General features: G+C 43.6%; 24 protein-coding genes and 1 tRNA gene. 9 read left to right on the forward strand and 16 right to left on the reverse strand.

Going from position 1 to position 25,585, the window contains the following annotated elements:
* Positions 1 to 164 precede the first annotated feature (164 nt).
* The 12 genes from rseP to rho form a co-directional block, all read right to left on the reverse strand.
* Complete coding sequence (gene rseP, locus SWH54_13715; GenBank protein MDY6792313.1) at positions 165 to 1,229, reverse strand: RIP metalloprotease RseP; 1,065 nt, start codon at positions 1,227 to 1,229, stop codon at positions 165 to 167.
* Between the two features lie 181 nt (positions 1,230 to 1,410).
* Positions 1,411 to 2,568: a 1-deoxy-D-xylulose-5-phosphate reductoisomerase gene (locus tag SWH54_13720; GenBank protein ID MDY6792314.1), complete on the reverse strand. Its 1,158-nt coding sequence runs from the start codon at positions 2,566 to 2,568 to the stop codon at positions 1,411 to 1,413.
* Between the two features lie 32 nt (positions 2,569 to 2,600).
* The gene (locus SWH54_13725; GenBank protein MDY6792315.1) at positions 2,601 to 3,404 is read right to left on the reverse strand and encodes a phosphatidate cytidylyltransferase; all 804 of its coding nucleotides are present in this window, start codon (positions 3,402 to 3,404) and stop codon (positions 2,601 to 2,603) included.
* Between the two features lie 174 nt (positions 3,405 to 3,578).
* Positions 3,579 to 4,328 carry an isoprenyl transferase gene (locus SWH54_13730; protein MDY6792316.1) on the reverse strand — a complete coding sequence of 250 codons (750 nt, stop codon included), beginning with the start codon at positions 4,326 to 4,328 and terminating at the stop codon, positions 3,579 to 3,581.
* A complete protein-coding gene (gene frr, locus SWH54_13735; GenBank protein ID MDY6792317.1) occupies positions 4,318 to 4,875 on the reverse strand; it encodes a ribosome recycling factor in 558 nt (185 codons plus the stop codon). The genes SWH54_13730 and frr overlap by 11 nt, the downstream gene beginning before the upstream one ends.
* A gap of 442 nt (positions 4,876 to 5,317) precedes the next feature.
* Positions 5,318 to 6,034 (reverse strand): UMP kinase, encoded by a 717-nt coding sequence (gene pyrH, locus SWH54_13740; GenBank protein MDY6792318.1) that lies wholly within the window; start codon positions 6,032 to 6,034, stop codon positions 5,318 to 5,320.
* Positions 6,035 to 6,037: 3 nt separating this feature from the next.
* Positions 6,038 to 6,637 (reverse strand): translation elongation factor Ts, encoded by a 600-nt coding sequence (tsf, locus tag SWH54_13745; protein ID MDY6792319.1) that lies wholly within the window; start codon positions 6,635 to 6,637, stop codon positions 6,038 to 6,040.
* A 2-nt stretch (positions 6,638 to 6,639) separates the two neighbouring features.
* On the reverse strand, positions 6,640 to 7,554 hold the full coding sequence (gene rpsB / locus SWH54_13750; GenBank protein ID MDY6792320.1) for a 30S ribosomal protein S2: 915 nt from the start codon (positions 7,552 to 7,554) through the stop codon (positions 6,640 to 6,642).
* A 328-nt stretch (positions 7,555 to 7,882) separates the two neighbouring features.
* On the reverse strand, positions 7,883 to 8,791 hold the full coding sequence (gene prmC / locus SWH54_13755; GenBank protein MDY6792321.1) for a peptide chain release factor N(5)-glutamine methyltransferase: 909 nt from the start codon (positions 8,789 to 8,791) through the stop codon (positions 7,883 to 7,885).
* Positions 8,784 to 9,845, reverse strand: a complete 1,062-nt coding sequence (gene prfA, locus SWH54_13760; protein ID MDY6792322.1) for a peptide chain release factor 1 — start codon at positions 9,843 to 9,845, stop codon at positions 8,784 to 8,786. Before prfA ends, prmC begins: the two co-directional genes overlap by 8 nt.
* 91 nt (positions 9,846 to 9,936) lie before the next feature.
* Positions 9,937 to 10,161, reverse strand: a complete 225-nt coding sequence (gene rpmE / locus SWH54_13765) for a 50S ribosomal protein L31 (GenBank protein MDY6792323.1) — start codon at positions 10,159 to 10,161, stop codon at positions 9,937 to 9,939.
* Between the two features lie 130 nt (positions 10,162 to 10,291).
* The gene (gene rho / locus SWH54_13770; GenBank protein MDY6792324.1) at positions 10,292 to 11,539 is read right to left on the reverse strand and encodes a transcription termination factor Rho; all 1,248 of its coding nucleotides are present in this window, start codon (positions 11,537 to 11,539) and stop codon (positions 10,292 to 10,294) included.
* Positions 11,540 to 12,135: 596 nt separating this feature from the next.
* Between rho and SWH54_13775 the strand changes: the two genes are divergently transcribed.
* The 6 genes from SWH54_13775 (at position 12,136) to SWH54_13800 (ending at position 17,021) form a co-directional block, all read left to right on the forward strand.
* Positions 12,136 to 13,533 (forward strand): HD domain-containing protein, encoded by a 1,398-nt coding sequence (locus SWH54_13775; protein MDY6792325.1) that lies wholly within the window; start codon positions 12,136 to 12,138, stop codon positions 13,531 to 13,533.
* 168 nt (positions 13,534 to 13,701) lie between these two features.
* Positions 13,702 to 14,376 carry an adenylate kinase gene (locus tag SWH54_13780; protein MDY6792326.1) on the forward strand — a complete coding sequence of 225 codons (675 nt, stop codon included), beginning with the start codon at positions 13,702 to 13,704 and terminating at the stop codon, positions 14,374 to 14,376.
* A 223-nt stretch (positions 14,377 to 14,599) separates the two neighbouring features.
* On the forward strand, positions 14,600 to 14,806 hold the full coding sequence (gene rpsU, locus SWH54_13785; GenBank protein ID MDY6792327.1) for a 30S ribosomal protein S21: 207 nt from the start codon (positions 14,600 to 14,602) through the stop codon (positions 14,804 to 14,806).
* Positions 14,807 to 14,880: 74 nt separating this feature from the next.
* Entirely contained in the window at positions 14,881 to 16,164 is a 1,284-nt protein-coding gene (locus tag SWH54_13790) for a folylpolyglutamate synthase/dihydrofolate synthase family protein (protein ID MDY6792328.1), read from the forward strand.
* Positions 16,165 to 16,286: 122 nt separating this feature from the next.
* Positions 16,287 to 16,362: transfer RNA gene (locus SWH54_13795), tRNA-Arg, on the forward strand.
* Positions 16,363 to 16,646: 284 nt separating this feature from the next.
* Positions 16,647 to 17,021, forward strand: coding sequence for a hypothetical protein (locus SWH54_13800; GenBank protein MDY6792329.1), 375 nt, complete (start codon positions 16,647 to 16,649; stop codon positions 17,019 to 17,021).
* Between the two features lie 237 nt (positions 17,022 to 17,258).
* Here SWH54_13800 and SWH54_13805 read toward each other — a convergent pair whose 3' ends face one another.
* The 4 genes from SWH54_13805 to SWH54_13820 form a co-directional block, all read right to left on the reverse strand.
* On the reverse strand, positions 17,259 to 19,190 hold the full coding sequence (locus SWH54_13805) for a DUF2207 domain-containing protein (GenBank protein ID MDY6792330.1): 1,932 nt from the start codon (positions 19,188 to 19,190) through the stop codon (positions 17,259 to 17,261).
* A gap of 92 nt (positions 19,191 to 19,282) precedes the next feature.
* Positions 19,283 to 19,837 carry a LemA family protein gene (locus SWH54_13810; protein MDY6792331.1) on the reverse strand — a complete coding sequence of 185 codons (555 nt, stop codon included), beginning with the start codon at positions 19,835 to 19,837 and terminating at the stop codon, positions 19,283 to 19,285.
* A 9-nt stretch (positions 19,838 to 19,846) separates the two neighbouring features.
* On the reverse strand, positions 19,847 to 20,866 hold the full coding sequence (locus SWH54_13815) for an NAD-dependent epimerase (protein ID MDY6792332.1): 1,020 nt from the start codon (positions 20,864 to 20,866) through the stop codon (positions 19,847 to 19,849).
* Between the two features lie 11 nt (positions 20,867 to 20,877).
* Entirely contained in the window at positions 20,878 to 21,798 is a 921-nt protein-coding gene (locus tag SWH54_13820; protein ID MDY6792333.1) for an AEC family transporter, read from the reverse strand.
* A 525-nt stretch (positions 21,799 to 22,323) separates the two neighbouring features.
* Between SWH54_13820 and SWH54_13825 the strand changes: the two genes are divergently transcribed.
* The 3 genes from SWH54_13825 to SWH54_13835 are packed head-to-tail and all read left to right on the forward strand — an operon-like array spanning position 22,324 to position 25,280.
* Positions 22,324 to 23,823, forward strand: coding sequence for a hypothetical protein (locus SWH54_13825; protein MDY6792334.1), 1,500 nt, complete (start codon positions 22,324 to 22,326; stop codon positions 23,821 to 23,823).
* Positions 23,820 to 24,494, forward strand: coding sequence for a VWA domain-containing protein (locus SWH54_13830; protein MDY6792335.1), 675 nt, complete (start codon positions 23,820 to 23,822; stop codon positions 24,492 to 24,494). Before SWH54_13825 ends, SWH54_13830 begins: the two co-directional genes overlap by 4 nt.
* 18 nt (positions 24,495 to 24,512) lie before the next feature.
* Positions 24,513 to 25,280: an endonuclease/exonuclease/phosphatase family protein gene (locus SWH54_13835; GenBank protein ID MDY6792336.1), complete on the forward strand. Its 768-nt coding sequence runs from the start codon at positions 24,513 to 24,515 to the stop codon at positions 25,278 to 25,280.
* The last annotated feature ends 305 nt before the right edge of the window (positions 25,281 to 25,585 follow it).

Below are 25,585 nucleotides of genomic sequence, written 5' to 3' on the forward strand. Positions count from 1 at the left end.
GCCCTTACCGGATGGGTTTTGAACCCATTAGACTCCTTCAGCGAATTTCAAATGTGGCTCTTTCGCCACCTATTCCAACGCTCCAGACTTCGCCTGGCGCTACGATGTTCGATGTTCATTTGTTTTTCATTACCTTTCTCTTTTGCCTCCTGCCCTTCCCTTTTTTAGTTAAAAAATATACGAGAGATATCGTTATAAAAAACAAATATCATCAGCATAATGAGTATGAACATTCCTGCCTGCTGTGCCACTTCACGCACCTTTACCCCTACAGGACGCCCAATTAGCGCTTCCAAAAAGAAGAAAAGTAAATGTCCCCCGTCCAGCACAGGTATGGGGATGAAATTGATTATAGCAAGGGTGATGCTTATAATTGCAATAAAGAACGATAAGCTGCCGACCCCTTTTTTTGCATAATGACCGGCCATTTGCGCAATCAGAATTGGACCGCCTATGGTTTTTACAGACTCTGTGCCTTTGATCAACCTGGCAATGCCGGTGACGGTCCTTTTGGTCCATTTCCATGTTTCGCTTAAGCTCTCGACAAAGGCCTGAAAAGGATTCAGCTTTTTTATAAATCCATCGCTTCCGCTTCCTATCCCGATAATATAGCTTTTTATCTCTGCGCCAAATATCGTGTCAATTTTAAGTTCTGGTACAATCGGTACATTGAACTCAGATTCGCCGCGGCGAACGGTCACGGTAATTTTTTTTCCATCGCTTAATGCAATCAGGTGAGCCATCTCTTCCCACTGTTCCACCCGGGCCCCATCAATGGCAACAATCCTATCTCCTTTCATCAGCCCGGCTTTTTGTGCGGGTTTTCCCTCCAGAACAGAACCGATGGAGGGCCTTAATACAAAAAGGCCGTATATTTGAAACATGACAAAAAATATGATCGCTGCCAGAAGAAAATTAAAAAATGGTCCGGCGGCAACAATTAATATGCGTTTAAAGACATGCTTATGGGTAAAAGAGATGGGTATATCCTTGGGATCAATTTGGGCATCAGGTTCTTCCCCCACCATCTTGACATATCCCCCAAGGGGAATGGCGGATACCCGGTAATCCGTAATGCCGATCTTTTTTCCAAAAATTCTCGGCCCGAATCCCAATGAAAATTTTTCCACGCCCACACCAAATAACCGGGCCACCAGGAAATGGCCCAATTCGTGGAAAAAAATAAGAATGCCCAACACAATGATAAAGGCAAATAAATTTGTGGTCATGATAAATCCTGGCACAACGTTTAGCGCTTCACGCCATGCGTTTTATTAAAAGTTATTTTTTGGTGATTACAGCATGGTTGCGGGTTACGGGTAAAAAAAGTATTTTTATCGATTTTCACAACTTGCAACCCGTAACTTGAAACTCGCAACCCGATTTTCCCTGTGAGCCAATGACTTTGCGCTATGAGCAGGTTATCAACTCACCCGCTATTTTCCTGGCCCACTGATCCGCTTCCATAATATCCGAAAGAGTTGGATGGTTAACCACTGTGTGGCGATTCATGGTATCATTTATTATTTGATGAATGTCGGTAAATGATATACGCCGGTTTAAAAAAGCAATGACCGCTTCTTCATTGGCGGCATTTAATACTGCAGGGAAAGTCTCCCCTGCTTTACAGGTATCGTAAGCCAGCGCAAGACAGGGAAACTTTTCAAAATCCGGCTGTTGAAATGTAAAGGCCCCGATACCTGCAAAATCAGGCAACTCCTGACATAAGGGAAGCCGCTCAGGATACGACAAGGCATATGCAATCGCTCCTTTCATATCCGGAATTCCTATCTGGGCCATTACGGATCCATCCTTAAAGGAAACCATGGAATGAATCATGCTCTGGGGTTGAATCAAAACTTCGATTCTATCATGTGAAACCCCAAAAAGATCTTTGGCTTCCAGAACCTCCAGCCCTTTGTTCATCATGGTGGCAGAATCGATACTTATCTTTCTTCCCATCTGCCAGGTGGGATGATTCAACGCATCTTCCGGTTTGATTTCGCCAAATTCCTCTAACGGACGTTGCAAAAAAGGACCTCCCGAACCGGTAAGAAATATCCGGTCTAAATCTTCCATCCGGCTTCCGGCAATACACTGAAATATTGCGCTGTGCTCGCTGTCAATGGGAAGTATTTTAACTCCTTTTTCAGCTGCCTGTTTTACAACAATTTCTCCTGCCATGACAAGTGTTTCTTTATTTGCCAGGGCAATATCCTTTCCTGCATCTATGGCAGCCAGTGTCGGCAGCAAACCAGCCGCACCTACCATGGCAGTGACCACCATATCAACCCCGGACAGGGTGGCAGCCGATTTGTATCCTGCCAGACCGTGCATGATTTCAACCCCTCTTGCGCTAGGCATGAGCTTTTTCAGCTCATCCGCATTCTTTTTATCAAAAACTGCGGCAAGCTCAGGCTTCAAAGACTCGATCTGGCGAGCAAGCAAGGCAACGTTTTTTTTTGCCGCCAAAGCTTTAATGTTAAACCGATTGGGAAATTGTTCTACGATCTTTACCGCATTCCGGCCTATGGAACCGGTAGAGCCGAGTATGGAAAGATTTTTCATTGGGTTTATGGTTGTTGATGGTCGATCATCAATTATATTAAGTAACTTTTAAAAAAATAGGCCACCGGCGCTGCGAATAAGAGCGCATCAATACGATCCAGAAAGCCACCGTGACCTGGAAGTAAGCCCCCTGAATCTTTGACCTTAGACGACCTCTTAAGCATCGATTCAAACAAATCTCCCACCTGCCCTGCAATCCCGATAACAACAAAAAACAAAAGACTTGACGTCCATGGAAGTGTGGGTAGAAAAAAATACTTTACCAAAGATCCCACCAACAGATTTGCTGCCAGCCCGCCGATAGATCCTTCTACTGTTTTTGCCGGACTCACCGCCGGGCATAATTTGTGGCGGCCCAGGTAAGAGCCAAAATAATATGCACTTGTGTCTCCGGCAAATATCACCGCCAAAATAAGAAATATCCAAATCATGCCGTCTGCCTGATTTCGTATCAGGACCAGGAAAGAAAGCAAAAGAGGAATGTAGATAACCCCCTGAACCTGCTTTTTAATTGTTTCAAGTACGTTTGGATTTGTTTTGTATTGCGGAAGAGATATTAGGCCACAAAGTGTTATGTTTAACGCAATGACTATTGAAATAAGATCAAAAGCTCTGCCTGAAGCAGCGAGGACAATCATAGCGCCGACCAACAGGCCGACAATCATCATCACAGAAACAATCTTTTCATTTGAATCTAAGACAATACGGAAATATTCCCACATGGACAGCAGGCACACGACTCCGATCAAAACAGCAAAATAAACACCTCCGTTGACAATTAATAAAATAAGAAAAGGAAGTGCAACGATTCCTGTTATCCAGCGTTTTAAGTGCATAATCTTTCGAGTTCCGGGTTGCGAGTTTCGAGTTGCGGGTTATAAAAAAGGATTATTTCCGATTTTCACCATTCGCAACACGAAATTCGTAACATCATCTTGCAACGTAAAAACAATATCCCGGCTGAAATCGACAACAAACTGTCAATATGATGTTTCTAAGCGTCTTAATATTCATGCCTCTAACCCGCCGAACCGACGCTCGCGATTCTGGTAATTCTTAATAATAGATACAAATTCATCTTCGGTAAAGTCCGGCCACAATGTATCTGTCACATAAATTTCCGTATAGGCAATTTGCCACAGCAGAAAATTGCTGATACGCATTTCACCACTTGTACGAATCAGTAGATCCGGATCAGGAATCGAATCGGTGCAAAGATGTTTTGATATTGTTTCGGGTGTGATCAAATCCGTATCTATGTGGCCCTGTTTTACTTTTAATGCAATTCGGCGAACCATCTGTACAATTTCCCAGCGTCCGCCATAGCTAAGTGCAAGATTTAGCTGCATCCCGCTATTTTTTTTGGTCAGTGCCATGATTTTATCCAGTTGCTTGCGAACATCTTCATTCAGCCGTTCTATCTGACCGATCGCATTGAGCCGGATATTCTCATCTATCATCTCTTTCTTTTCTGACTTAAGAAATTTTAATAGGAGGGCCATCAGGGCATCGACCTCGTTTTTTGGTCTGTGCCAGTTTTCCGTGGAAAAAGCATACAGGGTCAGATGGGGTATTCCAATTTCTCTGGAAGCTCTAACAATGGTACGAACCGTTTCCACACCTTTTTCGTGTCCATTAATCCGGTTCATTAGACGCTTTTTTGCCCATCGCCCGTTTCCATCCATGATAATGGCAATATGTGAGGGAAGCTTTGCCATATCGAGATCTAGACGGATAAGGGAAGGTTTGCTAGAATTCAAGGATCTCTTTCTCTTTTTCTTTATTTACATCGTCAATTAACTGGATATGCTCGTCTGTAATTTTCTGGATCTGATCCTGGGCTTTGAACGCATCGTCTTCCGAAATATCACCATCCTTTTTCAGGCCTTTTAACAGTTCGTTTGAATCACGCCTGATGTTGCGCACCGCAATTTTATGATCTTCGCTAATTTTATTAATGATTTTCACCAGCTCTTTCCGTCTTTCTTCCGTAAGCGGAGGAATGGATATACGGATAATCTTACCATCATTCGATGGGGTAAGGCCCAAATCCGATTTTAATATGGCCTTTTCAATTTCTTTTATCACCGATGCATCCCAGGGTTGAATCGTAATCAAGCGGCTCTCGGGAACAGAAAGAGTGGCCATCTGGTTTAACGGAGTCAAGGTGCCATAATAATCCACCCGTATACCGTCTAAAATTGTTAAAGAAGCCCTGCCGGTCCTCACTTTATTGAATTCATTTTTCAGCGCATTTACCGACTTTCCCATATTTTCCCTGGTTTCCTGGTATATCGATTCAATCATGGCTTTTACCTCATAACTTTTTAAGTAGTTAAGTGGTTTTGCATACGTGATGCATAGTATCTGCAACTCACAACACGTAACTCGTATTCAACTGAGGGATCGGGGAGTTTCTGATCAACAGTCTTTCTTGTGAACCGTTTGAGCTTTAATGATTGTTAGTGGTTTATCCGGAGAAGCGCCCATTTGCCCGTATCAGCCTTAACAAATAAGTAAGTCCGGCACTCTGTACACGCCCCCTATCTTCTCAGTTAAATCCATACAGGCAGAGACGACCAACGCTGCCGTGGGCTTCCGTCTCTTGGGGCTGGTTCAAATCGAATCTCAGTCCGCCTCAGGCGGACCGTACGCCGATTTCTCGAAATTATTGTTACGGCGGATACGGACAAATGGGCGCTTCTCCGGACAAACTGAGCAGAGATTGAAAAACTCTCTGACCCCTCAATTAACTATTTATCATGGTGCCTACTTCTTCACCGCAGATCACTTTACGCAAACTTCCCTTTTGTTTCAAATTAAAAACAGACAAAGGAAGATTATTATCCATTGCCAGGGAAATTGCGGTCATATCCATTACTTTAAGCTGCCTTTCCAGGACTTCCATATAGCTAATTTTCTTTATCATCTTTGCCTCGCTGTTTTGAGCGGGGTCAAAATTATAAAGGCCATCCACTTTGGTGGCCTTTAAAAGCAGCTCTGCGTGAATCTCCTGGGCCCTTAAAACAGCCGCCGTATCTGTGGTAAAATAGGGATTTCCTGTGCCCGCCGCAAAAATAACCACCCGCCCCTTTTCAAGATGTCGGACAGCTCTGCGGCGAATATAGGGCTCAGCCACTTCGTGCATGGATATGGCAGTCTGTGTACGTGTTTGAATTCCCATTTTTTCCAGAGCGCTTTGCAATGCCAGGCTGTTTATCACTGTAGCCAGCATTCCCATATGATCTGCGGAAGCCCTATCCATACCAAACGAACTGGCGGCAACGCCCCGGAAAATATTACCCCCACCGACAACGATGGCAAGCTGAACTCCAAGATCAAATACCGAACGCACCTCATTGGCCACGTACTTTAGCATATCCGGGCTAATTCCATAGTCTTGTTCGCCCATCAGTGCTTCACCGCTTATCTTTACCAGTACTTTGTTATATCGAGAAAGTGGCAATGATTAAGACTCCCCGGTTTGAAATCTGGCAAAACGCTTAATGGTAATATTCTCGCCGATTTTTGCTATTAGCTCGTTTAGCAGGTCTGCAATCGTTATTTTGGGATCACGCACATAAGCCTGATTTAGCAGGCAGCTTTCCTTAATAAATTTATTCAGTTTGCCTTCCGCTATCTTGTCTATCATATTTTCCGGTTTTCCCATTTCAAGCGCCTGGGCACGATAAATCTCCCTTTCCTTGTTGATTACATCTTCGGGCACATCTTCAGTGTTGATTCCCAGCGGGTTTGCCGCGGCAATGTGCATGGCAATATTTTTGGCAAATTCCTGAAAATCTTCATTTTTTGCGACAAAATCCGTTTCACAACCGATCTCCACCAACACCCCTAATTTTCCACCCATATGAATATAGGACTGGATGACACCTTCCGTCATTGCCCTGCCTGCTCTTTTTGCAGCGGTTGCCAATCCTTTTTTTCTTAAAAAATCAACGGCCTTATCTACATCGACGTCACATTCTGAAAGGGCTTGCTTGCAATCCATTATTCCTGCCCCGGTCTTTTCCCGGAGTTGTTTTACCATTTCCGCACTAATCGTTGTCATCTTCACTCTCCTGTGGTGTCTTCTTGGCTATCTTCCTTATCTTTTTCGCTTTCGATTTCTTGCAGGTCTTCCGGCGGCTGTTCCGCTGTGGTTCTTTTTATGATCTCTACCACCGGCCCATCTGAGCCGTCAGAAATCACTTTTCTTTCACCAGGTTTCAGCTCTGCCCCAACATTGGCAATCTCCGCTTTTCCTTCTACTTCCTTATCAGCATCCGCCTGTTGTTTTTCGGCCAGCCGCTCTTTCCCTTCAATACATGCATCAGAAATTCTAGATGAAATCAGTCTGATGGCCCTTATGGCATCATCATTACCCGGAATGATATAATCAATTTCATCAGGGTCACAATTTGTATCCACAATGGCAATAATGGGAATGTTAAGTCTCCTTCCTTCCCTGACCGCAATTGCCTCTTTTCTGGGATCAACCACAAATATTGCTCCGGGAAGCCCGTTCATGGTTCTAATTCCACCAAGGTTGTTGTCAAGCTTCACTCGTTCCTTTTCCAGCTTCAGCCTCTCCTTCTTGGGGAAAAGATTAATTGAACCGTCATTCATAATATTGTTAAGATAGTTTAGACGATCGATGCTCTGCTTAATGGTCTGAAAATTGGTCAGCATTCCTCCCAGCCACCTGTTATGCACGTAAAACATTTCGCATCGGTTGGCCTCTTCATAAATAGATTCCCGGGCCTGCTTCTTGGTGCCGACAAAAAGAACCGGCTTGCCGCTGGCAACCGTATCGACCACAAAATCATAAACAGTCTTAAACATTCGAACGGTTTTTTGCAGATCAATAATATAAATACCGTTTCTCGCCCCGAAGATAAAAGGTTTCATCTTCGGGTTCCAGCGTTTGGTCTGATGACCGAAATGCACCCCTGCTTCAAGGAGTTCCTTCATTGTTACGTAAGCCATTACTCTCTCCTCTCATGGTTTTTCCACCGCCTTTTTCTTTCCAAATTCCGACTTTATCTTGAGACTTTTGCAAAACGGCACTTTTTTTCCGATTTCTGCGTCAGGCTCAAATTTCAATCCTCGAAATATTCAATATATTCCTGTGGTTGAAATTTTCGCCTTCCTTGAACTCGAACAAAAATTACCATTTTTCAAAGGTCTCACAAAGCACCGGGAACAAGGTCCAAAGACGTGTGAGTTATAAAAAAATCTTTTGTGTTTAACAAACTAAAATCCAATTGGCAACATTTATTTATTTTATCAAATAAAACCTGATACGCACGAATATTTACTTTTTGCTCAGCTGAGCCACTCGGTTATATCCACTATAATCTTTTGAAAAAATGATATTTTCATATTTACCACATTTTTCCGCAATCCGGCTGACATCGTTTTTCTGATCATGTCCTATCTCCAGAAATAACCTTCCGTATTGCTTTAAATAAAGATGTGCCGAACAGATAATTTGTTTCAGGCTGCCCAAGCCATCCTCTTTTCCATCAATCGATAGACGGGGTTCGTGTCGGTAAATTTCCGGCTCAAGCCCGGCGATATCTCCTGACCGAATATAAGGCGGGTTGGATACAATCATATCAAAAGAAATCTTTTCCCTATTTAAGCTTGATAACCAATCGCCGGCAAAAAATGACACTTTCGCATCGATATTGTTCTTCTTTGCGTTCTTTTTTGCCACTTTAATTGTGCGTAAGCTGCAATCCGAAGCAAAATAATGATGCATGGGCTGCTCTTTGGCAAGAGCAAGCACAATCGCTCCTGATCCTGTACCCAGATCGAGTATACGCATCGGTCTAGATTTTAAATTTCCGAATGAAGCTGCAGATAAGAACGATAGGGACGCCTCAACAAGACACTCGGTTTCAGGTCTAGGTATCAAAACATCGTTTGTCACCACAAGCTCTAAAGACCAGAACTCCTTCACGCCTGTAATATAAGCAACGGGCTCTCGTGCGGTTCTTCTTTTAATCAGGGCTTTGAAACTCTCCAGTTCATTCCTGTTAAGCGGCTGATCATAACGCAGATACAGATCGATTCGGTTGATATTCAGGGTATGGGCCAGTAATATTTCAGCGCTGGGTCTGGGGCTCTCTATACTGCGGGATTCAAAATAAGACGCGGTCCACTTTAAGGTTTTAAGTATGGTCCATTCATCACCGCTGGAATCAGGCTGGTTATTCATTCTGCATGGCCTTGGCCTGGTAATTCGTTGTAAGTCCATCAATTATTTCAGTGATGTTGCCTTGCAGAATGTCTTCAAGTTTATAAAGAGTCAGCCCAACCCGATGGTCAGTGACTCTTCCCTGGGGAAAGTTGTAGGTTCTGATTCTTTCGCTCCTGTCCCCGCTTCCGACTTGGCTTTTCCTCTCCTGCGATCTTTCTTCATTTTGTTTTTGAATCATGGCATCAAGGAGACGGGCACGCAAGACCTTCATGGCCTTGTTTTTGTTTTTAAGTTGTGATTTTTCATCCTGACACGTCACCACCAGTCCTGTGGGCAGATGGGTGATGCGCACGGCCGAATCCGTTGTATTTACACTCTGCCCGCCTGGGCCGGTTGACCGATATACATCGACTTTAATTTCACTCGGATCAATCTGAAGTTCAACATCCTCGGCTTCAGGCAAAACGGCAACGGTCACCGCAGATGTATGTATCCTGCCCTGTGTCTCAGTGGTCGGCACGCGCTGCACACGATGTGTACCACTTTCAAACTTTAAGGCACTGTATGCCCCTTTGCCGTGTACCATTGCAATAATCTCTTTAAAACCGCCGACACCGGTTTCATGATGAGACAGCACTTCAACTTTCCAATTCCTGTTTTCTGCATATTTGCTGTACATTCTGAAAAGATCACCCCCAAATAAAGCGGCTTCTTCTCCACCCGTTCCGGCACGGATTTCAATGATGACGTTTCTTTCATCATTTGGATCTTTGGGAACCAGGAGCTTTTTTAAATCTTCTTCAAGACGCTCTTTTTTTTGATTAAGCGAAGCAATTTCTTCTTTGGCAAGATCTTTTATGTCAGAATCTCCATCCGCCAGCAGTTCCGCACTTTCATCCAGGTCCTGCAGAACCTGATTGTATGTCCGGAAAACAGACACCACCTTGCCGAGCTCTGCATGCTCACGAACGTACTTCTGGTATACCGGTCGATCCTTAATAATATCAGGATCACTTAATAATGTTTCGATCTCTGAAAAGCGTTTCTCGACCCCTTTTAACTTCTCAAACATGAATAACTAAATTCCCATAAAAAACAGGATGTCGGCAGATCGGGAAGCGATGAGACAGCTTCCTATCCTCCAGACATCCCGGTTTCCCAACTTATTTGCTTGTTTCCTCTTTTTTTTGGAATTTTTCGTATTTCCTGCGAAAACGTTCTATCCGCCCTGCGGTATCAACTAGTTTTTGTTTTCCGGTAAAAAACGGATGGCACTTGGAACAGATTTCAACTCGAATATCCGACTTGGTTGAACCAACCTCTACGACATTGCCACATGCGCAGGTGATGGTTGTTTCAGCGTAATCAGGATGAATATCCTTCTTCATTGTACTTTAACCTCCTGTATTAAATATTCTTGTGTGGATAAATAATTTTTATGTTTATACATACGTTTGATGCGTTTGTAAAATAATCACCGTGCCGTCGGCCAAAGCCTCAGTTACCAAAACATCAAAGCTATGCGTTCATTCCATTTAAAAAGCTTTGATTATCTTTGGTTCCGCTCATTTTTTCAAGCAAAAATTCCAGGCTGTCCACAGGATTTAAAGAAGAAAGAAGCTTTCTTAAAATCCAGACTCGATTTAATGTTTCCTCGCTCAATAGAAGCTCTTCTTTCCTGGTTCCCGATTTTTTAATATCAATGGCAGGGAAGACACGTTTATCCGCAAGCCTTCTATCCAACTGTATCTCCATGTTTCCTGTTCCCTTGAATTCTTCAAAAATAACTTCGTCCATACGGCTTCCCGTATCAACAAGTGCCGTGGCTATAATCGTAAGGCTTCCCCCTTCCTCAATATTTCTTGCTGCACCAAAAAAACGTTTTGGGCGTTGAAGGGCATTGGAATCGACTCCCCCTGAAAGTATTTTTCCACTCGGCGGCATTACCGAATTATGGGCACGGGCAAGCCGGGTGATACTGTCTAACAGAATAACCACGTCTTTTTTATGCTCCACCAGTCTTTTCGCCTTCTCAATGACCATTTCTGCAACCTGAACATGCCTCTCCGCCGGCTCGTCGAATGTAGAGCTGATTACTTCGGCATTCACCGATCTCCTCATATCGGTGACCTCTTCCGGCCGCTCATCAATCAGCAGCACGAATGGAACCACATTGCTGTGGCTGGCAATAATGCTGTTGGCAATGTTTTGTAACAGCATGGTTTTTCCTGACCGGGGCGGCGAAACGATCAGTCCCCTCTGACCAAAACCGATGGGAATCATCAGATCCATGATTCGAGTGGAATAATTATCAGAATCGGTTTCAATTTCCATTTTTCTTTCCGGATAAAGGGGAGTCAGGTTATCAAAAAGAATCTTGTCCCTGGCAATTTCCGGGTCTTCGAAGTTAACCGCCTCAACTTTCAAGAGGGCAAAATATCTTTCAGACTCTTTCGGCTGTCTGATCTGGCCGGATACGGTATCACCGGTTCTCATATTAAAACGTCGTATCTGCGAAGGGGAAACATATATGTCATCAGGCCCGGGCAGATAATTCGAATCAGGCGATCGTAAAAATCCGAATCCGTCAGGAAGAATCTCAATCGTACCTTCACCGAAAATTAAGCCATTTTTTTCAATCTGCCTCTGAAGTAAGGCAAACATAAGCTCCTGCTTCCTCATTCCGGCGGCCCCTTCAATACTGTACTTTTTGGCCATCTCGTTCAGTTCTTTAATTGTTTTTTCTTTGAGTTCAACTATGTTCATTAAACATTTACCCCTTTTCCTTTTTGATTTTTAAATTTTGCTGGTCGGGTAAAAAGTCAAATTAACCACATAGGCCGTAGATATCACAAAGAAAAATAAATAAAATAAGCTAGTTTCTGTATTCTAGGTGAAATCAGTGGTCATAAAGCGACTTTTTACGAAAGCATCAATGCCAAACAGCTCATAAAAAGGCTATTTTTCTTCTTTTTATAAGACTACCAGATTCTTATATCTTTCCACCAGCCAAAAGGATACAAAAGCCTATCATTACCAAAGCACAAGCCGGCCACCATCTCAACATTGAGTTCGACTCCAGACCTGTAAAGTCGAATTTGATACTCATCACTTTTTTTTTATTTTATAGTGCCCCTATAAAGGTAATTCATAGACTGGATCCAAATCGGTGATTGCGGAGGAATATGAGTGTTTTGTGATTTACTTTAGAAGAATTTTTTTTGACATCCTCTCCAACAGGCAGGCTTCATGCCTGTAACAAAAACTTTTAATGAAGCAATAATATATGATGATTGTTTACCTGTCAAGCGCTTTCATCTATTTTTTACACAATTTATGATAAATTGTGCTATAGTCATTGAATGATTCCATTCGATTCGACGGTTATACCCGATATCATATCAGGCATTACCCCTTATTCCAAAAACGCTTATTTGGTAGGTGGTTCTGTCAGGGACATTCTCCTGGGCAAATCACCTGCTGATTTTGATATTGCCGTTTTGCAAAATCCCCAACAGTATGCTGAAAAAATGACCCAAAAAACATCCGGTCGCCTGGTTCGGCTGGGAAAACCCGGACAAATGATATTTCGCGTGATTACCAAAAATTATATTTTTGATATATCATCCGTAAACGGTTCGGTGATTGAGGATGATCTTTGGGCTAGAGATTTTACCATCAATGCCCTGGCGGTAGATTTAGGTTCGGGAAAAATGATCGACTGTATGAACGGGTTGCAGGATTTGGCTGACAGAAAAATTCGCCTGGTTTCCCCAGCGGTGTTTCAACAAGACCCTATTCGTCTGATAAGGGCTTATAGAATGGCAGCTGCCTTTGATTTTAATGTAGAACCGCAAACATCTGCGAAGATAAAGGATAACGCAGCACTTTTACAAACTTCCGCCGGTGAGAGGATTAGAGCGGAATTATTTAAAATTTTGGCCACATCAAATTCCTGTTTTTATTTCTCAGAAATGGCAACCACGGGGGTTTTGTTTACCATTTTCCCGGAACTCGCCGGGTTGCAAAATTGTTTTCAAAACAGATATCACCATTTTGATGTCTTTACACACACCATGAAAGCGTATTCTCACCTTGAAATCATACTCAACGATTGCCATCGTTTTTTGCCGGAAGCATACGGACAATTCGAACCTTGTAAGGATATCCTTAAAGGAGCGCTGTTAAAATGTGCCATTCTTCTGCATGATATCGGAAAACCTTCAGCCCGAACCATAGACAATAACGGCCACATCCATTTTTATGGTCATGGCAAAAAAAGTGCGGACCTGGCCATGCATATCGCCCGCAGACTTAAGTTTTCCAATCATGAAACCTCGTATATCGATTTTATTATTCGCCACCACATCAGGCCTCTGTTTCTGTTTACCGCTTACACCAACAAAACCGTCACTCAAAAAGGAATTGCACGCTTTTTTTTAACATGCGGAAAAAATGCCCCGGATCTGCTGATTCATACCATGGCGGATATTAAAGGCAAAGGAAACCAAAACGATGAAAGAAACCAAGCGTTTATTAACTTTGCCAGGGAAATGTTAACCTACTACTTTTCCTATTTTCAGCCGGAAAAGTCAAAAGCGCCGTTACTCACCGGTAACGATCTGATTCATGATTTGGCTCTGACACCGTCACCTTTATTTAAGACCATTTTGCGTCGGGTGGAAGAAGCCAGGATAACGAAAAAAATTTGCACTAAAGATGAAGCCATGCAGTTTGTTAAGAAATTTTTAGCAGTATAAATCCGTCAGGCGCACTTAATGTTACAATAAAAGCCTGAGTGTCGGACAAAAAAGCGTTTCTTGACAATGTCGCTTAATTTTTATAGTAAAGTTGCCAAACATTTCTGTAAAGCGGTACTGAACATTAAAGGGTAAGATTTTAACAACGGGGTTTGAAAGGAGAATCGAATGAACATTTTATTTTTCGGGCCTAACGGCAGCGGCAAGGGAACCCAGGGTGCTATTTTAAAGGATAAATACAACACGCCTCATATTGAATCAGGCGCTATTTTCCGTGAAAACATTTCCAATGGTACCGAACTTGGTTCTAAAGCCAAGGAGTATATTGATAAAGGCGATCTGGTACCTGACGAAATTACCATACCCATGATACTCGACCGCCTTAAACGCGACGACTGTAAAAACGGCTGGCTGCTTGACGGCTTTCCCAGAAACAAGAACCAGGCCATCAAACTGGATGAAGCCCTTAAAGAGGCTCAAATGTCCCTTGATATTGTGGTCGAAATATTGCTTGACCGTGAAATCGCCAAAAACAGGATTATGGGGCGACGGCTCTGCGTAAACGACAACAATCATCCCAATAATATATTCATTGACGTCATCAAACCGGACGGTGACAAGTGCCGGGTATGCGGGGGTGAACTAAAGACCAGAGCGGACGACCAAGACGAGGAGGCGATTAACAAGCGCCATTCTATATACTATGACAGCGATACCGGAACACTGGCATCCGCCTATTATTTCAAGGAAATCGCCGAAAAGACGGGCGCTATTAAGTATATCACTTTAGATGGAAAGCCGAGTGTCAAAGAGGTGACTGCCGAGCTTATTTCCAAGCTTTAAGCTTTGCTTTTCTCATATCCGGCAAAAAATTTGATTTAAAGTAGAAAAATATGTCAAAATGTGCCTGGCGGTTGCGACTAGTCCCGGGCACACTTATATTTATACTATTTTTTCTATTTTTTTCTTGCCAATTTATTTTTCTTTAGTTATAAATTTTTGTTTATTATCATACTTTTTTAATAACCATGGGAATAATCTCGATGGAAAGAAGGGGGCGAGGTGTTTGAAGGAAATTCAAGTTAAGGTTTTTGACAATGACATTGAAAAGGCAATGCGGATTTTAAAGAAAAAAATTCAAAATGACGGCCTTTTCAAACGTCTGAAACTAAAAAAAGGTTATGAAAAACCGAGTGAATTTAAACGTCGGAAGCAACGTGAAGCCTTAAGACGGGAACGAATTGCAGCTTCAAGGAATAAATACCGAAGATAAGCGAAACGCTTTCATTTCTTTTATGCCCGGCAGGGATAACTTCTTGCCGGGTTTTTTATGGCTATGACTCCATTATGACCCAAATTGATTTATACCATTCAACCTTAAAATCCATGTACAGCCTGCGAAGATTCGGCATCAAGCTGGGTCTTTCCACCATCAGAAAAATTCTTACCAGCCTGGGAAATCCGCAACACAATTTTTCCTGCATTCACCTTGCAGGAACCAACGGAAAGGGATCGGTGGCTTCTTCCCTTGCCTCAATCCTGAATGCCTCCGGATATAAAACCGGCCTGTATACCTCCCCTCACCTGGTGCGCTTTAACGAAAGGATTACAGTTGATCGCCGTCCTATCACGGATGACAGGGTGGTTGAATCGTACCAAGCGGTCAAACAGGTACATCATGGAAATCGTGAACCCACCTTTTTCGAACTTACCACCGCCATGGCTTTTTATGAATTCAGTCGGCAAAAAGTGAACTGGGCGGTAATCGAAACCGGCATGGGAGGCAGGCTGGATGCCACCAACATTATAAATCCGGCTCTTTCCATCATCACCAATATATCTGTTGAACATCGGGAGTATCTGGGAAATACCATTGCCGAGATTGCATCAGAAAAGGGAGGTATTATTAAAAGTCGTATCCCTGTGGTTACCGGTATTAAGCAAAAAAGTGCTGTTTCCGTAGTTAAGAAAATTGCCCGGGAAAAACAGGCTGATTTTTTTCTTCTGGGTGATCATTTTAGAGTAAAGAGGAGCAAATCCGGAACCTTTACCTATTTCGGCATGGACCGTACCTGGCGAAATCTGCAAACCGGGCTGCTGGGAAATTACCAGGTGGATAACGCCGCACTTGCTGTGGCTGCATGTGAAGTGTTAAACCGGAAAAAAGCCAATATCTCTATTGAAAGTATCAGACAAGGTCTGACCAAAAACCACTGGCCCGGAAGACTTGAGGTGGTTTGCCAAGATCCCTTTATCCTTCTTGACGGCGCTCATAATTTAATTGCTGCGCGAAATCTGGCACGCTACCTGTCCAACAATCTTTCAAATCGTCCCATCACCCTTGTGGTCGGCATACTGGACGACAAGCCCTATCAGGCGATGCTTAAATCCCTTCTGCCGGTTTGTAAAAGCGCCATCATCACATCTCCTAAAATCAATCGGGCTCTGGCACCGGAAACGCTTTCGGCAGTTGCAAAACGATTTATTTCCCACATAACGATTATTCCCGATGTGGGTAAAGCAGTGAAGTATGCCATTAAAAATTCCCAGCCGGGTGATGCGGTCTGTATTGCAGGATCACTTTATGTGGTCGGTGAAGCCAAAGAGGCGCTGGAAAAAATTGCATACTGATAGTCATTGGGTTCTTTGGCAACTGAATCACCCATGCATTCTATGATTAACAGTCCAATATCACATTCACCCTTGACTTCTTGGTGTGAATCTTCTATTTTTACTTTCACATTTCCCATTGTGCGCCCGTAGCTCAGGGGATAGAGCGTCAGCCTCCGGAGCTGAAAGCCGCTGGTTCAAATCCAGCCGGGCGTACCAAATAAAATACCAAGGGTTAGTCTAATTTGGCTAACCCTTTTTTTATTTCAATTTCTTATATTAAAGAAAATACATTTTTTTGTTGACATTATAATTATTGTATTTTACACAGATATTGAATTTGGTTCATTTATTAGGTTTGTTTCCATTTCTTATTTTCTTCAATGTAGATATCAAGAAGATATCCCTGGCAAAAGCGGCTTAAATATCCAGCACCGTTTCACGGAGCAAGGATAACCATTATTTTTTTAAGCTTAATTTTTAAATGAAAGGAGATTTTAGATATGAAATACAAAAATTTGCGTTACTGTTGTTTAGTGTTGGCGTTTGCTTTATGTATGGCTTTTGTTGGATGTAGCGGAGCCAGCGGAAATAAACTCACTGCCCTATCGGGCATCTGGAAAGGCGGAAATGATGGCACTATGATAGAAATCAATCTTGCCGGTGAGCAAAATTTCTTGAAAATAGGGGACAAAAAGGTTGAAGCGACGGTTAAAAGCGTTCAGAATGATTTAATTTCTCTTGATGTAAAAACGGATAATGGCCAGATGGAAAAATGGACGCTGATGAAGGTTTGGGCGGATAACGGCTCTTCATTCGATCTTGCATTTAACCAAAACGGTACAAGGGACAAATTGACCCTGATAAAAAAACTGTAATAGAACACCAACAGACCTATAGCGCTTTGGGTTCGTTCATTTGCAAATAGACTATATCTCAGGATATGGGTTTCCCGGCCGGAACTGAAGACCACTGGTGGTAACTCATTCAGGCGTATCATAACACTAGGGTTTACAAGAAATTGTAAGCCCTTTTTTTAATGACTTAAAATAAATATTTCCCCTACTACTTCCCTTTTATTTTTTTCCTCAAAATATTATTTTTTGGGGTGCAGATTACCATCCCCCACCACCACCTCCGCCACCGCCGCCGCCGGATGAACCACCGCCACCGCTTCCTGAGCTTGATCCGGGAGGTGAAGAGGAAGAAGAGATGGTAGAGGAAAATGCTGATCCGAGGCTTGAGGCGAGCCCGGTAGCACCGTGGGTGTGCCATGGTCTGCCGGAATACCATGCCGGTGAGTATCCACGCTCAGTTTGCGCCTGGACCAGTACCTCGGCAAATTGTTCACTCCAGGCGTTTTCCACATCAAGGGCCAACGCAAAGGGAAGAAATTTTTCAAACAGCTCAGGAGTTTTTTCCGGTGGATTTCGCATATTAAGACTTTCTTTCTCCGCAACCGACAGGTACAGTTTAAACCCTTCAATCTGATCCATGATTTTTCGCCCATAAAGCGTGGGGGCTTTGATCAAATGGTAAAAAATAAAATTAAAAAAGATGACTACCAGCAATGCCATAACGGCAAATGGTGAGGTCATGGTGGAAAAAGCCCACATACCAAAACATTCGGCCCCCAGAAAGGGAAGTGCAAATAGGCTGATACCGATGGCCCCAGACTTTTTAAAGATACCTGTCGAACTGCCGGATGTAAGAGCCCTTTGCCATGCTTTGATTGCAGCCACTACCAGGGCGAAGCATGCGGCAGTCCATATGCTCAGCCAGATCAGCATAAAAACTGCACCGCTTATTTCGCCAGCGGTAAACACCATAGCCACCAGTGTCAACAGGGAGATAACAGCTCCTGGAATAAGCCATTTGGAATTGCGCTGGAAATGAATTTTTTCAAAGTCGAGTTTTAGACTGTTTTTGATAGCAACAATGGCCTGTTTTATTTTGCTGTGATTGCTTTTATCCAGGGCAATAGAATTAGAGCCCTTGAACAATTTTTTGGCAAGTCGCTTTTCACCTGCCGAAAGAACGCTTCCAGCTAAATCCGTTCGGGAAAGGCTGTAATCGCCCTCATCCTCGTCTATGGTCAGGTAACCTTTCACCGCCATGTTGACAATGGCGGCCGCAAAGGCTTTATGGTCGAAATTCATCCGGCTGACAAATCGAACCGCAGCAGGGGTGAAACCTTTTGGAGGGCCAAACCGGGGTATGATTGCTCCTGATGCAGGATCGCGCCCTACCCTAATCCATGCAATTAAAAAATAGATAAGTAGTGCAGTCACCCCAATCAAAGCGGCCTTTGAACCGGGATGATCACTCAACACATACCCCATCTCATCAGATAAGGTCGGTTCAGCTATGTACCCTTTGGGCCAGGATACAGCGATGGTCAATCCTTCCCTTGGTCTGAGCAATCGGTCGGTGACAAAACGAATATTTCCCGATTCGTCCTTGTCCGCAATAAAGTTGCGGCCACGCGCTCCCTGGGGGCCGGTATAACCTGCGTAATCCATCACTTCGGCATCAAATGGCAATTCAACCACCGCCTCAGCCCTTTCAATGGGAAACGACCATCCATTGCCGGTGACATTCCAATAAAGTTCATCAAACTCTTTAAAAAAACCAAGCTGCCGGTTGGTAGAATAGGTGAGAGTATAGGTATATTTGCCCGGTTGAAGCATCCGGTTTTTTCGGCCGATATACACCCGGATGCCGTTAGATATGGTCTTGAGATGATAGCCTTCCGATTGACCGTCACGAAGCACTTGCAATACGTTGAATCCGACACGGATGGTATTCCCCCTCCTGTCTTTATAACGTGTGGGAAAATCTCGATATATTCCCCGTTTGATGCTATTTCCGGAAGCATAAACCGTAATGTTTTCAGTGACGGTCATACTGCCGTCCAAGCTGAGTTGAATATGACTGGTGAAATTTATTATACGTTCAGTTTCGTAGGCAACGGCAATTTGGGAAAAACATATAGAAATGATACTGAAAATAAAGATGGCGGAAAAGTATAAATTAAGCTTTTTCATAGGTCCCCCTAAGCTTTAAAGAGACATGGGTGTTTAACAGTATGTTGAATCTGTTTCTGAGGTAAAAATCTAAAACCGTCGGATAAGAATCATTAAAACTTAACATCCGGCACTTCTCTATCGCCTGGTTCATCAATTTCAAAGAAATCAGCTTTTGCAAAGCCGAACTGTCCGGCCACGAGGTTGCTGGGAAAAGCTTCGATCATAATGTTAAGATTTCTAACCGTGCCGTTAAAGTAACGTCGGGCCATCTGAATATCGTTTTCGATCTGTGAAAGCTCGTTTTGCAGGTCCAGAAAGTTCTGATTGGCTTTCAGATCAGGGTAAGATTCGGCCACGGCAATCAGGTTGCCCAGTGACCGGGTTAACGATGTCTCCACCCGGCTTTTCTCGGCTACGGCCTGTGTATTGTTGCTCTGGGATCGAAGTTGAGTGATTTCGGACAACAGCTTTGTCTCGTGTCCCATATATCCTTTGACTGCTTCGATTAAATTCGGAATAAGGTTTGAGCGTCGCTTCAGCTGGACTTCAATCCCGCTCCAGCCCTCTTCCACCATATTTTTATTTCGCACCAGCCTGTTGTAGATACCAATCATCCATATAAGGATCCCCACCACAATGACTGCCGGAATGATCCAGATTATCATTTTACCTCCTTATTTATAATACTCCTTATACCATGCGATAAAACGCTTTATTCCTTCTTCAAGGGGGGTCGCAGGTTTAAACCCCACATCATTAATCAGATCGTCTATGTCTGCATAGGTTGCCGGAACGTCGCCCGGCTGGAGATCCAGAAATTCCTTTTGGGCCTCCTGGCCAAGCACTTTTTCAATTGTTTGTATGAATTCCATCAGCTTAACCGGATGGTTATTGCCGATATTATAAATCTTATAATTTGCATACGATGTTCCCGGATCAGGATTATCCCCGCTCCAGGCTGGATCAGGCTGTGGAAGCCTTCCCATGATTCTCACCACCCCTTCTACGATATCATCGATATAGGTAAAATCCCTCTCCATCCTGCCGTGGTTGAATACTTTAATCGGCTTTCCCTCTGTGATCGCCCGGGTAAATAGGAAAAGCGCCATATCCGGGCGCCCCCACGGTCCATAAACGGTAAAAAACCTCAGACCGGTACAGTGAAGACCGTATAAATGGCTGTATGTATGAGCCATAAGCTCATTTGCCTTTTTGGTGGCGGCATACAGTGAAACAGGATGGTCAATATTATGATGAACGGAAAACGGCATTCTGGTGTTCGCCCCGTAAACGGAACTGGACGAAGCAAACACCAGATGCTTCACGTCGTTGTGCCTGCAGTACTCAAGTACATTTACAAATCCGACCAGATTGGCATCCACATATGCCTGGGGATTTTCCAGTGAATACCTGACCCCGGCCTGTGCAGCCAGGTTTATCACCACATCAAAGGACCTGCTTTTCAAATTTTTTTCAAAAGCTTCCCCGTCACACAGATCCATTTTGAAAAAGGTAAAGTTTCTCTGCCCTTTCAGCATTTCAAGGCGGGCCTCTTTAAGCCTGACATCATAATAGGTATTTAGGTTATCAATACCGGTCACATGACACCCCTGTTTTAAAAGGCGCTGTGCCAGGTGAAAGCCGATAAACCCGGCACCCCCGGTAACCATCACTTTTTTAAAATTAAAATCCATAATTTCTCCTTTTACCCGGCGATATTCAACCACGCGGTGAATGTAATTGCAGACATCAAGGTACTGGTGGATATGGCTGCCACGGCAAAATCCGTATCCCCGTTCATTTCTTTTGCCATGACATAGCTCACGGTGGCAGTGGGTGATGCAAGCAAAATAATCCCCGGCAGATAATCTGCAGGTGAAAGGTCTGCCAGCTTAAAAAAAAGAAAACCAAGGCCGGGAAGCAAAACCAGTTTTATGATGCCGGAAGACAGAACCGTCAGCATATTCAGTCGCATCAGTTTAAAAGATAAAGACGCCCCTATGATCAGCAATGCCATGGGAAGCGCAAGTCCGCTTAAAATATCCAGACTTCGATCGATGACAAGGGGCATGTGAATATGACTGATGGAAAAAAACATTCCGCCAATAACCGAAAGTATAATCGGGTTTCGCATGATTCGTAAAGCAATATGCCACTTTTCTTCTTTCATCGATAGATGGTTGGAATACAGGGCAAGCACGGTCACCGCGAGGAGATTTTGCAAAATCATCATAAACCCGGCAATAATGCTTGCTCTGGTAAGCCCTTCTGCGCCAAGATAGTAGTATGCCACCGCAAAACCGATATATCCCAGATTTCCATGAAAGGAATCCTGAACAAATGCACTCAGTTGCTCCTGTCTGATGCGTGTGATCAAACCTGCACCCCAGGCAAACCCAAAGATAACCAAAATAGACAAAAGGGCAAAAACCATGACCTGGATATTGAACTGACTGGTAAAGGATGACCTGGATATGGAGCGAAAAATCATTGCAGGAATAGCAATATAATAAACCAGCCGGTTGGCGGGAGCTAAAAATTCCCCTGGAATAAATCCTCTGACGTTGGCAACCCATCCAAGAATAATGATGGTAAATATCGGAATGATGGTAATTACGATATCCATAAACGACCCACTGTTGAGTTTCCCTGCTGTTTTTCCTTGCCGCGGCTTAACCGACACCCAAGACAGCTGCCTTTCCCTTTTGAGATAATATCCTGTATTTTATAATATACATCGGTTTAAAAAATCGGACATATATATCATCATAACGACTTTCATTACAACCCAAACTTGGGGAAACAAAATCGCCTTTGATAAACGCTTCTATCCTTTTCAACACCGTTCAATTTTGTTTTTGTATCCATCTGGCAAACTTTTTGCATAAGATAAACCTACTTACATACGGCAAAACAAAAGTATCTTTTCTTTGCGACCTCTGCGATTCTGTGGTGAACATAAACGAGGAACTGCAGTTGATTTTTCAGTCCGTGAAATGTCTAAAATGAAAGAAAGTGCGACCAAATATTAAATGGTTGAAGGAGCTGTATTTTTCTGATAAAATAAGTAAGTTTTTTCCAAATGTTATCATGCTGTTTTTAATGTATGCGTTATCCACATTAAATCTGTAAGACTGAAATGGGGGTATCCATGACATTCGCCAAATCTTTTTTAGGTATTACGGTAAATCCGGCCCTTTCGGTTTTGATTTGGCTCATTCTGGTGCTGGCAGCGTTATATTTTGCCAGAAAACCGTTTCACCGAGCCATTAAAGCATTTTGCAGAGTCATTAACAATGCCCTGCGGTTGACCGCCTCGTCTGTTCTTCTGGCAGAGAAAAGACTGGTCCAGCGAAACCGCGAAGTGCTGGTCACCGAAGGCCTTGAGAATGCTGAACGTCTGGTCGAACGTGAGTTTGACCGTATCAACACGGCTGTGACCAGAGATCTGCAGGGTTACCCCGCCCTTCACCGTCAAATGTCGGAGGTGATTACCTCCCTGGAGGAACATTTTAACAAAACTGCCGATGTACCGCCATCTTTACCGAACTGGACAAATGTTATTGATGCAATCGCCAACATCAAACATTCCGGTGATCCTGTCGTGGCCAACATGCTGGCTGAAATTAACCGTAGTTTGACCGAACAACACAAGTCAGCCATAGAAGCTTACAGGGCTTCAACTTCTGCTCACCACTCCCTGTTGAACAGCATGAAGTCGATGTGGCGCAAACTCCACAAAACCATCTCCGATGTCGGCCAGTCGGTCACTGATTTAAACAAACGGGCCAAGCAAATCGACAGTTATATGGATCATTACGAACAGATACGAAAAGAAACCAACAAGGCGGTTCGAAAATTGGCATCATCCTCCATGACCCAGTTCTTCATTTCCGGCATTGTTCTTCTCATCGCTTTGGGTGGTATCATCATCAATTTCAATCTCATTGCACTGCCCATGGCGGAAATGGTAGGCGGGGGAAGCTATATCGGTCCTTATAAGACTTCCGATGTGGCAGGGATGGTCATTGTCCTGTTAGAACTTGGCATGGGTCTTTTTCTCCTGGAATCATTGCGCATCACACGCCTTTTTCCCATCATCGGCGGTTTGGATGACAAAATGCGCGTCCGCATGGTTTATCTCGCCTTAACCCTGCTCGCGATCCTTGCCGGAGTCGAATCCGCCCTTGCCTTCATGCGGGACCGCCTCATTGCCGACACGGAATCTCTGCAGCAAACCTTGACCGGTTTGAGTGAAACAACCATGCCGGCAAGCAAGATATCCAGCATCGGTCAGATGGTGCTGGGATTTGTCATTCCCTTTGCACTTGCTTTTGTGGCCATACCCCTTGAATCATTCATATCCTCATCACGAATTGTAATAGGGATCGTCGCTGCCGGGATACTCAGGGCCATCGCTTTCATTCTTCGACTCATCGGCCATACAGGAATTTACCTGGGGGAATTTATTACCCGCATGTATGACCTTGTTATTTTCCCCACCGTCTGGCTCGAAGAGGTTATTGCTGCAAAACGAAACCCGGCAAATAAAATATCCAAACAAGCCGTAAAAACAAAGCTTTTTAAAAAAGCAAAAAAGCCGGTGACTAAGCAAACGATTCAGAATGAGGAAAAGGAACAGCCGGTATGAAAAAAACTGTTCTTTGCAGTTTAACCTTTATCATAATGCTTGCCGGATGTACCGATACGAAAAAGCATTCAAAGGGTGTTTACCTGCTTCTTGACGCTTCCGGTACCCACGCTTCTGAGCTTGAAAAAGCCCAATCGATTCTAAATGACCTGCTGCTGAGCCTTAATCCGCTGGACACCCTGGCGGTGGCCCGCGTTGACACCGAAAACTTTGATGAAAAGGACGTTATTGCAAAAGTCACTTTTCATCAACGTCCATCCATTGTCAACAACCAGAAACGCGCATTTCATAAGAAGATCGGTAATTTTATCTCCCAAGTTAAAAATTCCCGCTATACCGACATTTCCGGTGGAATTTTTCAGGCCGTGGCACACTTAAACGAAGTCGATCCCGGTCATAAATTTATTCTAATTTTCTCGGACCTTAGGGAAGAATTAAAACAACACCGCCAAAGCGATGTTCCCTTTCAACTTGTCGGTTTTAAGGTCATCGCTTTGAATGTGACCACCCTGAGAGCAAATATTCGTGATCCAATAAAATACATGGAGCAAGTTGAACAGTGGGGCAAAAAAATCGAAAAATGCAACGGTCAATGGCATGTGGCCGATGACCTGGATCGGCTTGATCACCTTTTTATGAAATCATCAACCTTATCCGGTCAACATACCTGAGGTGATTTTGATCTATCGATGCTTTTCTCTGTCATATCCTTTAACATAAGATTCGGCCTGGCTGACGATGGCATGAACCAATGGGCCTATCGAAAACATGCCGTGGCCAGATTGTTTCAGCAATATCGCGCTGACTTTATTGGCGTGCAGGAGCTGAACGATTTCCAAATCGAATTCTTAAACACATTATTACCTGAATATCATTATATCGGGGTTCATCAACCTGCCCCGGACTTCTGGCAGAATAATGTGATCTTTTATCGCAATACCATTGAATGTTTGGACAAACAGCACTTCTTTTTAAGTGATACTCCTTTACAGCCCAGTCGTTCCTGGGGAAGCACATGGCCCCGTCAGTGTACCATCGGCCGATATAAGCTTGGTTCACGTGAACTGTTATGCATCAACACACACTTTGACTTTAAAGAGCCGGCCCAACACAAGAGTGCCAAATTGATCTGGCATGAAATTACCACCCATTTTTATCGAGGTCTCCCTGCGATTCTAATGGGAGACTTCAACGCAGAACCTGACAGCAAGACCTACCAGTGGCTCACCGGCCAGCCAAATGAAGCCTTGGACACAATCCCTGATTTCAAGGAAACATTTAAACATCCCTATCCTGGGACATGCCATCAATTCACTGGAAAACCGACCACCGGATTGATTGACTGGATACTGTACCGGGGAGATCTAAAGTTTAATAAATGTCTGGTTATCCAAGACTCCTTTGACGGTATGTTTCCTTCCGACCATTTTCCCATAATGGCCTATTTTACCGCTTGATTGGAACGTAAAAAGTCTCATCCATTGCATAGTGGCGATTATGCAAAGCTTTCTAAACCTCTTTAAACTGTTTCTTAAAAATATGTTCCGTTTTAAAAATTAGAAACGAACATACGTTTTTCCATTTTAGCTCGGTTTGACCGGGGAATTGCCTATGGGCCTGTTACCATACTTAATAAATAAGATCAGTTTGTGACACGCCCCCTATCTTCTCAGTTAAAGCCATACAGGCAGAGAGGATCACGCCGCCGTGGGATTCTGTCCCCTGGGGCTGGCTCAAAACTAATTGAAGCGAGATAGCTGCC

This window comes from Thermodesulfobacteriota bacterium, assembly GCA_034189135.1.
Classification (GTDB): Bacteria; Desulfobacterota; Desulfobacteria; order Desulfobacterales; family JAUWMJ01; genus JAUWMJ01.

Bases quoted from the DNA above. Each gene is read 5' to 3' on its own strand.
- SWH54_13825 (MDY6792334.1), top strand. From the start codon at position 22,324: ATGACATTCGCCAAATCTTTTTTAGGTATTACGGTAAATCCGGCCCTT.
- SWH54_13815 (MDY6792332.1), bottom strand. From the start codon at position 20,866: ATGGATTTTAATTTTAAAAAAGTGATGGTTACCGGGGGTGCCGGGTTT.
- SWH54_13720 (MDY6792314.1), bottom strand. From the start codon at position 2,568: ATGAAAAATCTTTCCATACTCGGCTCTACCGGTTCCATAGGCCGGAAT.
- SWH54_13790 (MDY6792328.1), top strand. From the start codon at position 14,881: ATGACCCAAATTGATTTATACCATTCAACCTTAAAATCCATGTACAGC.
- frr (MDY6792317.1), bottom strand. From the start codon at position 4,875: ATGATTGAATCGATATACCAGGAAACCAGGGAAAATATGGGAAAGTCG.
- SWH54_13775 (MDY6792325.1), top strand. From the start codon at position 12,136: ATGATTCCATTCGATTCGACGGTTATACCCGATATCATATCAGGCATT.
- SWH54_13810 (MDY6792331.1), bottom strand. From the start codon at position 19,837: ATGATAATCTGGATCATTCCGGCAGTCATTGTGGTGGGGATCCTTATA.
- SWH54_13800 (MDY6792329.1), top strand. From the start codon at position 16,647: ATGAAATACAAAAATTTGCGTTACTGTTGTTTAGTGTTGGCGTTTGCT.
- SWH54_13725 (MDY6792315.1), bottom strand. From the start codon at position 3,404: ATGCACTTAAAACGCTGGATAACAGGAATCGTTGCACTTCCTTTTCTT.
- prmC (MDY6792321.1), bottom strand. From the start codon at position 8,791: ATGAATAACCAGCCTGATTCCAGCGGTGATGAATGGACCATACTTAAA.
- tsf (MDY6792319.1), bottom strand. From the start codon at position 6,637: ATGACAACGATTAGTGCGGAAATGGTAAAACAACTCCGGGAAAAGACC.
- SWH54_13805 (MDY6792330.1), bottom strand. From the start codon at position 19,190: ATGAAAAAGCTTAATTTATACTTTTCCGCCATCTTTATTTTCAGTATC.
- SWH54_13820 (MDY6792333.1), bottom strand. From the start codon at position 21,798: ATGGATATCGTAATTACCATCATTCCGATATTTACCATCATTATTCTT.
- rho (MDY6792324.1), bottom strand. From the start codon at position 11,539: ATGAACATAGTTGAACTCAAAGAAAAAACAATTAAAGAACTGAACGAG.
- rpmE (MDY6792323.1), bottom strand. From the start codon at position 10,161: ATGAAGAAGGATATTCATCCTGATTACGCTGAAACAACCATCACCTGC.
- prfA (MDY6792322.1), bottom strand. From the start codon at position 9,845: ATGTTTGAGAAGTTAAAAGGGGTCGAGAAACGCTTTTCAGAGATCGAA.
- rseP (MDY6792313.1), bottom strand. From the start codon at position 1,229: ATGACCACAAATTTATTTGCCTTTATCATTGTGTTGGGCATTCTTATT.
- SWH54_13830 (MDY6792335.1), top strand. From the start codon at position 23,820: ATGAAAAAAACTGTTCTTTGCAGTTTAACCTTTATCATAATGCTTGCC.
- SWH54_13835 (MDY6792336.1), top strand. From the start codon at position 24,513: ATGCTTTTCTCTGTCATATCCTTTAACATAAGATTCGGCCTGGCTGAC.
- rpsB (MDY6792320.1), bottom strand. From the start codon at position 7,554: ATGGCTTACGTAACAATGAAGGAACTCCTTGAAGCAGGGGTGCATTTC.
- SWH54_13780 (MDY6792326.1), top strand. From the start codon at position 13,702: ATGAACATTTTATTTTTCGGGCCTAACGGCAGCGGCAAGGGAACCCAG.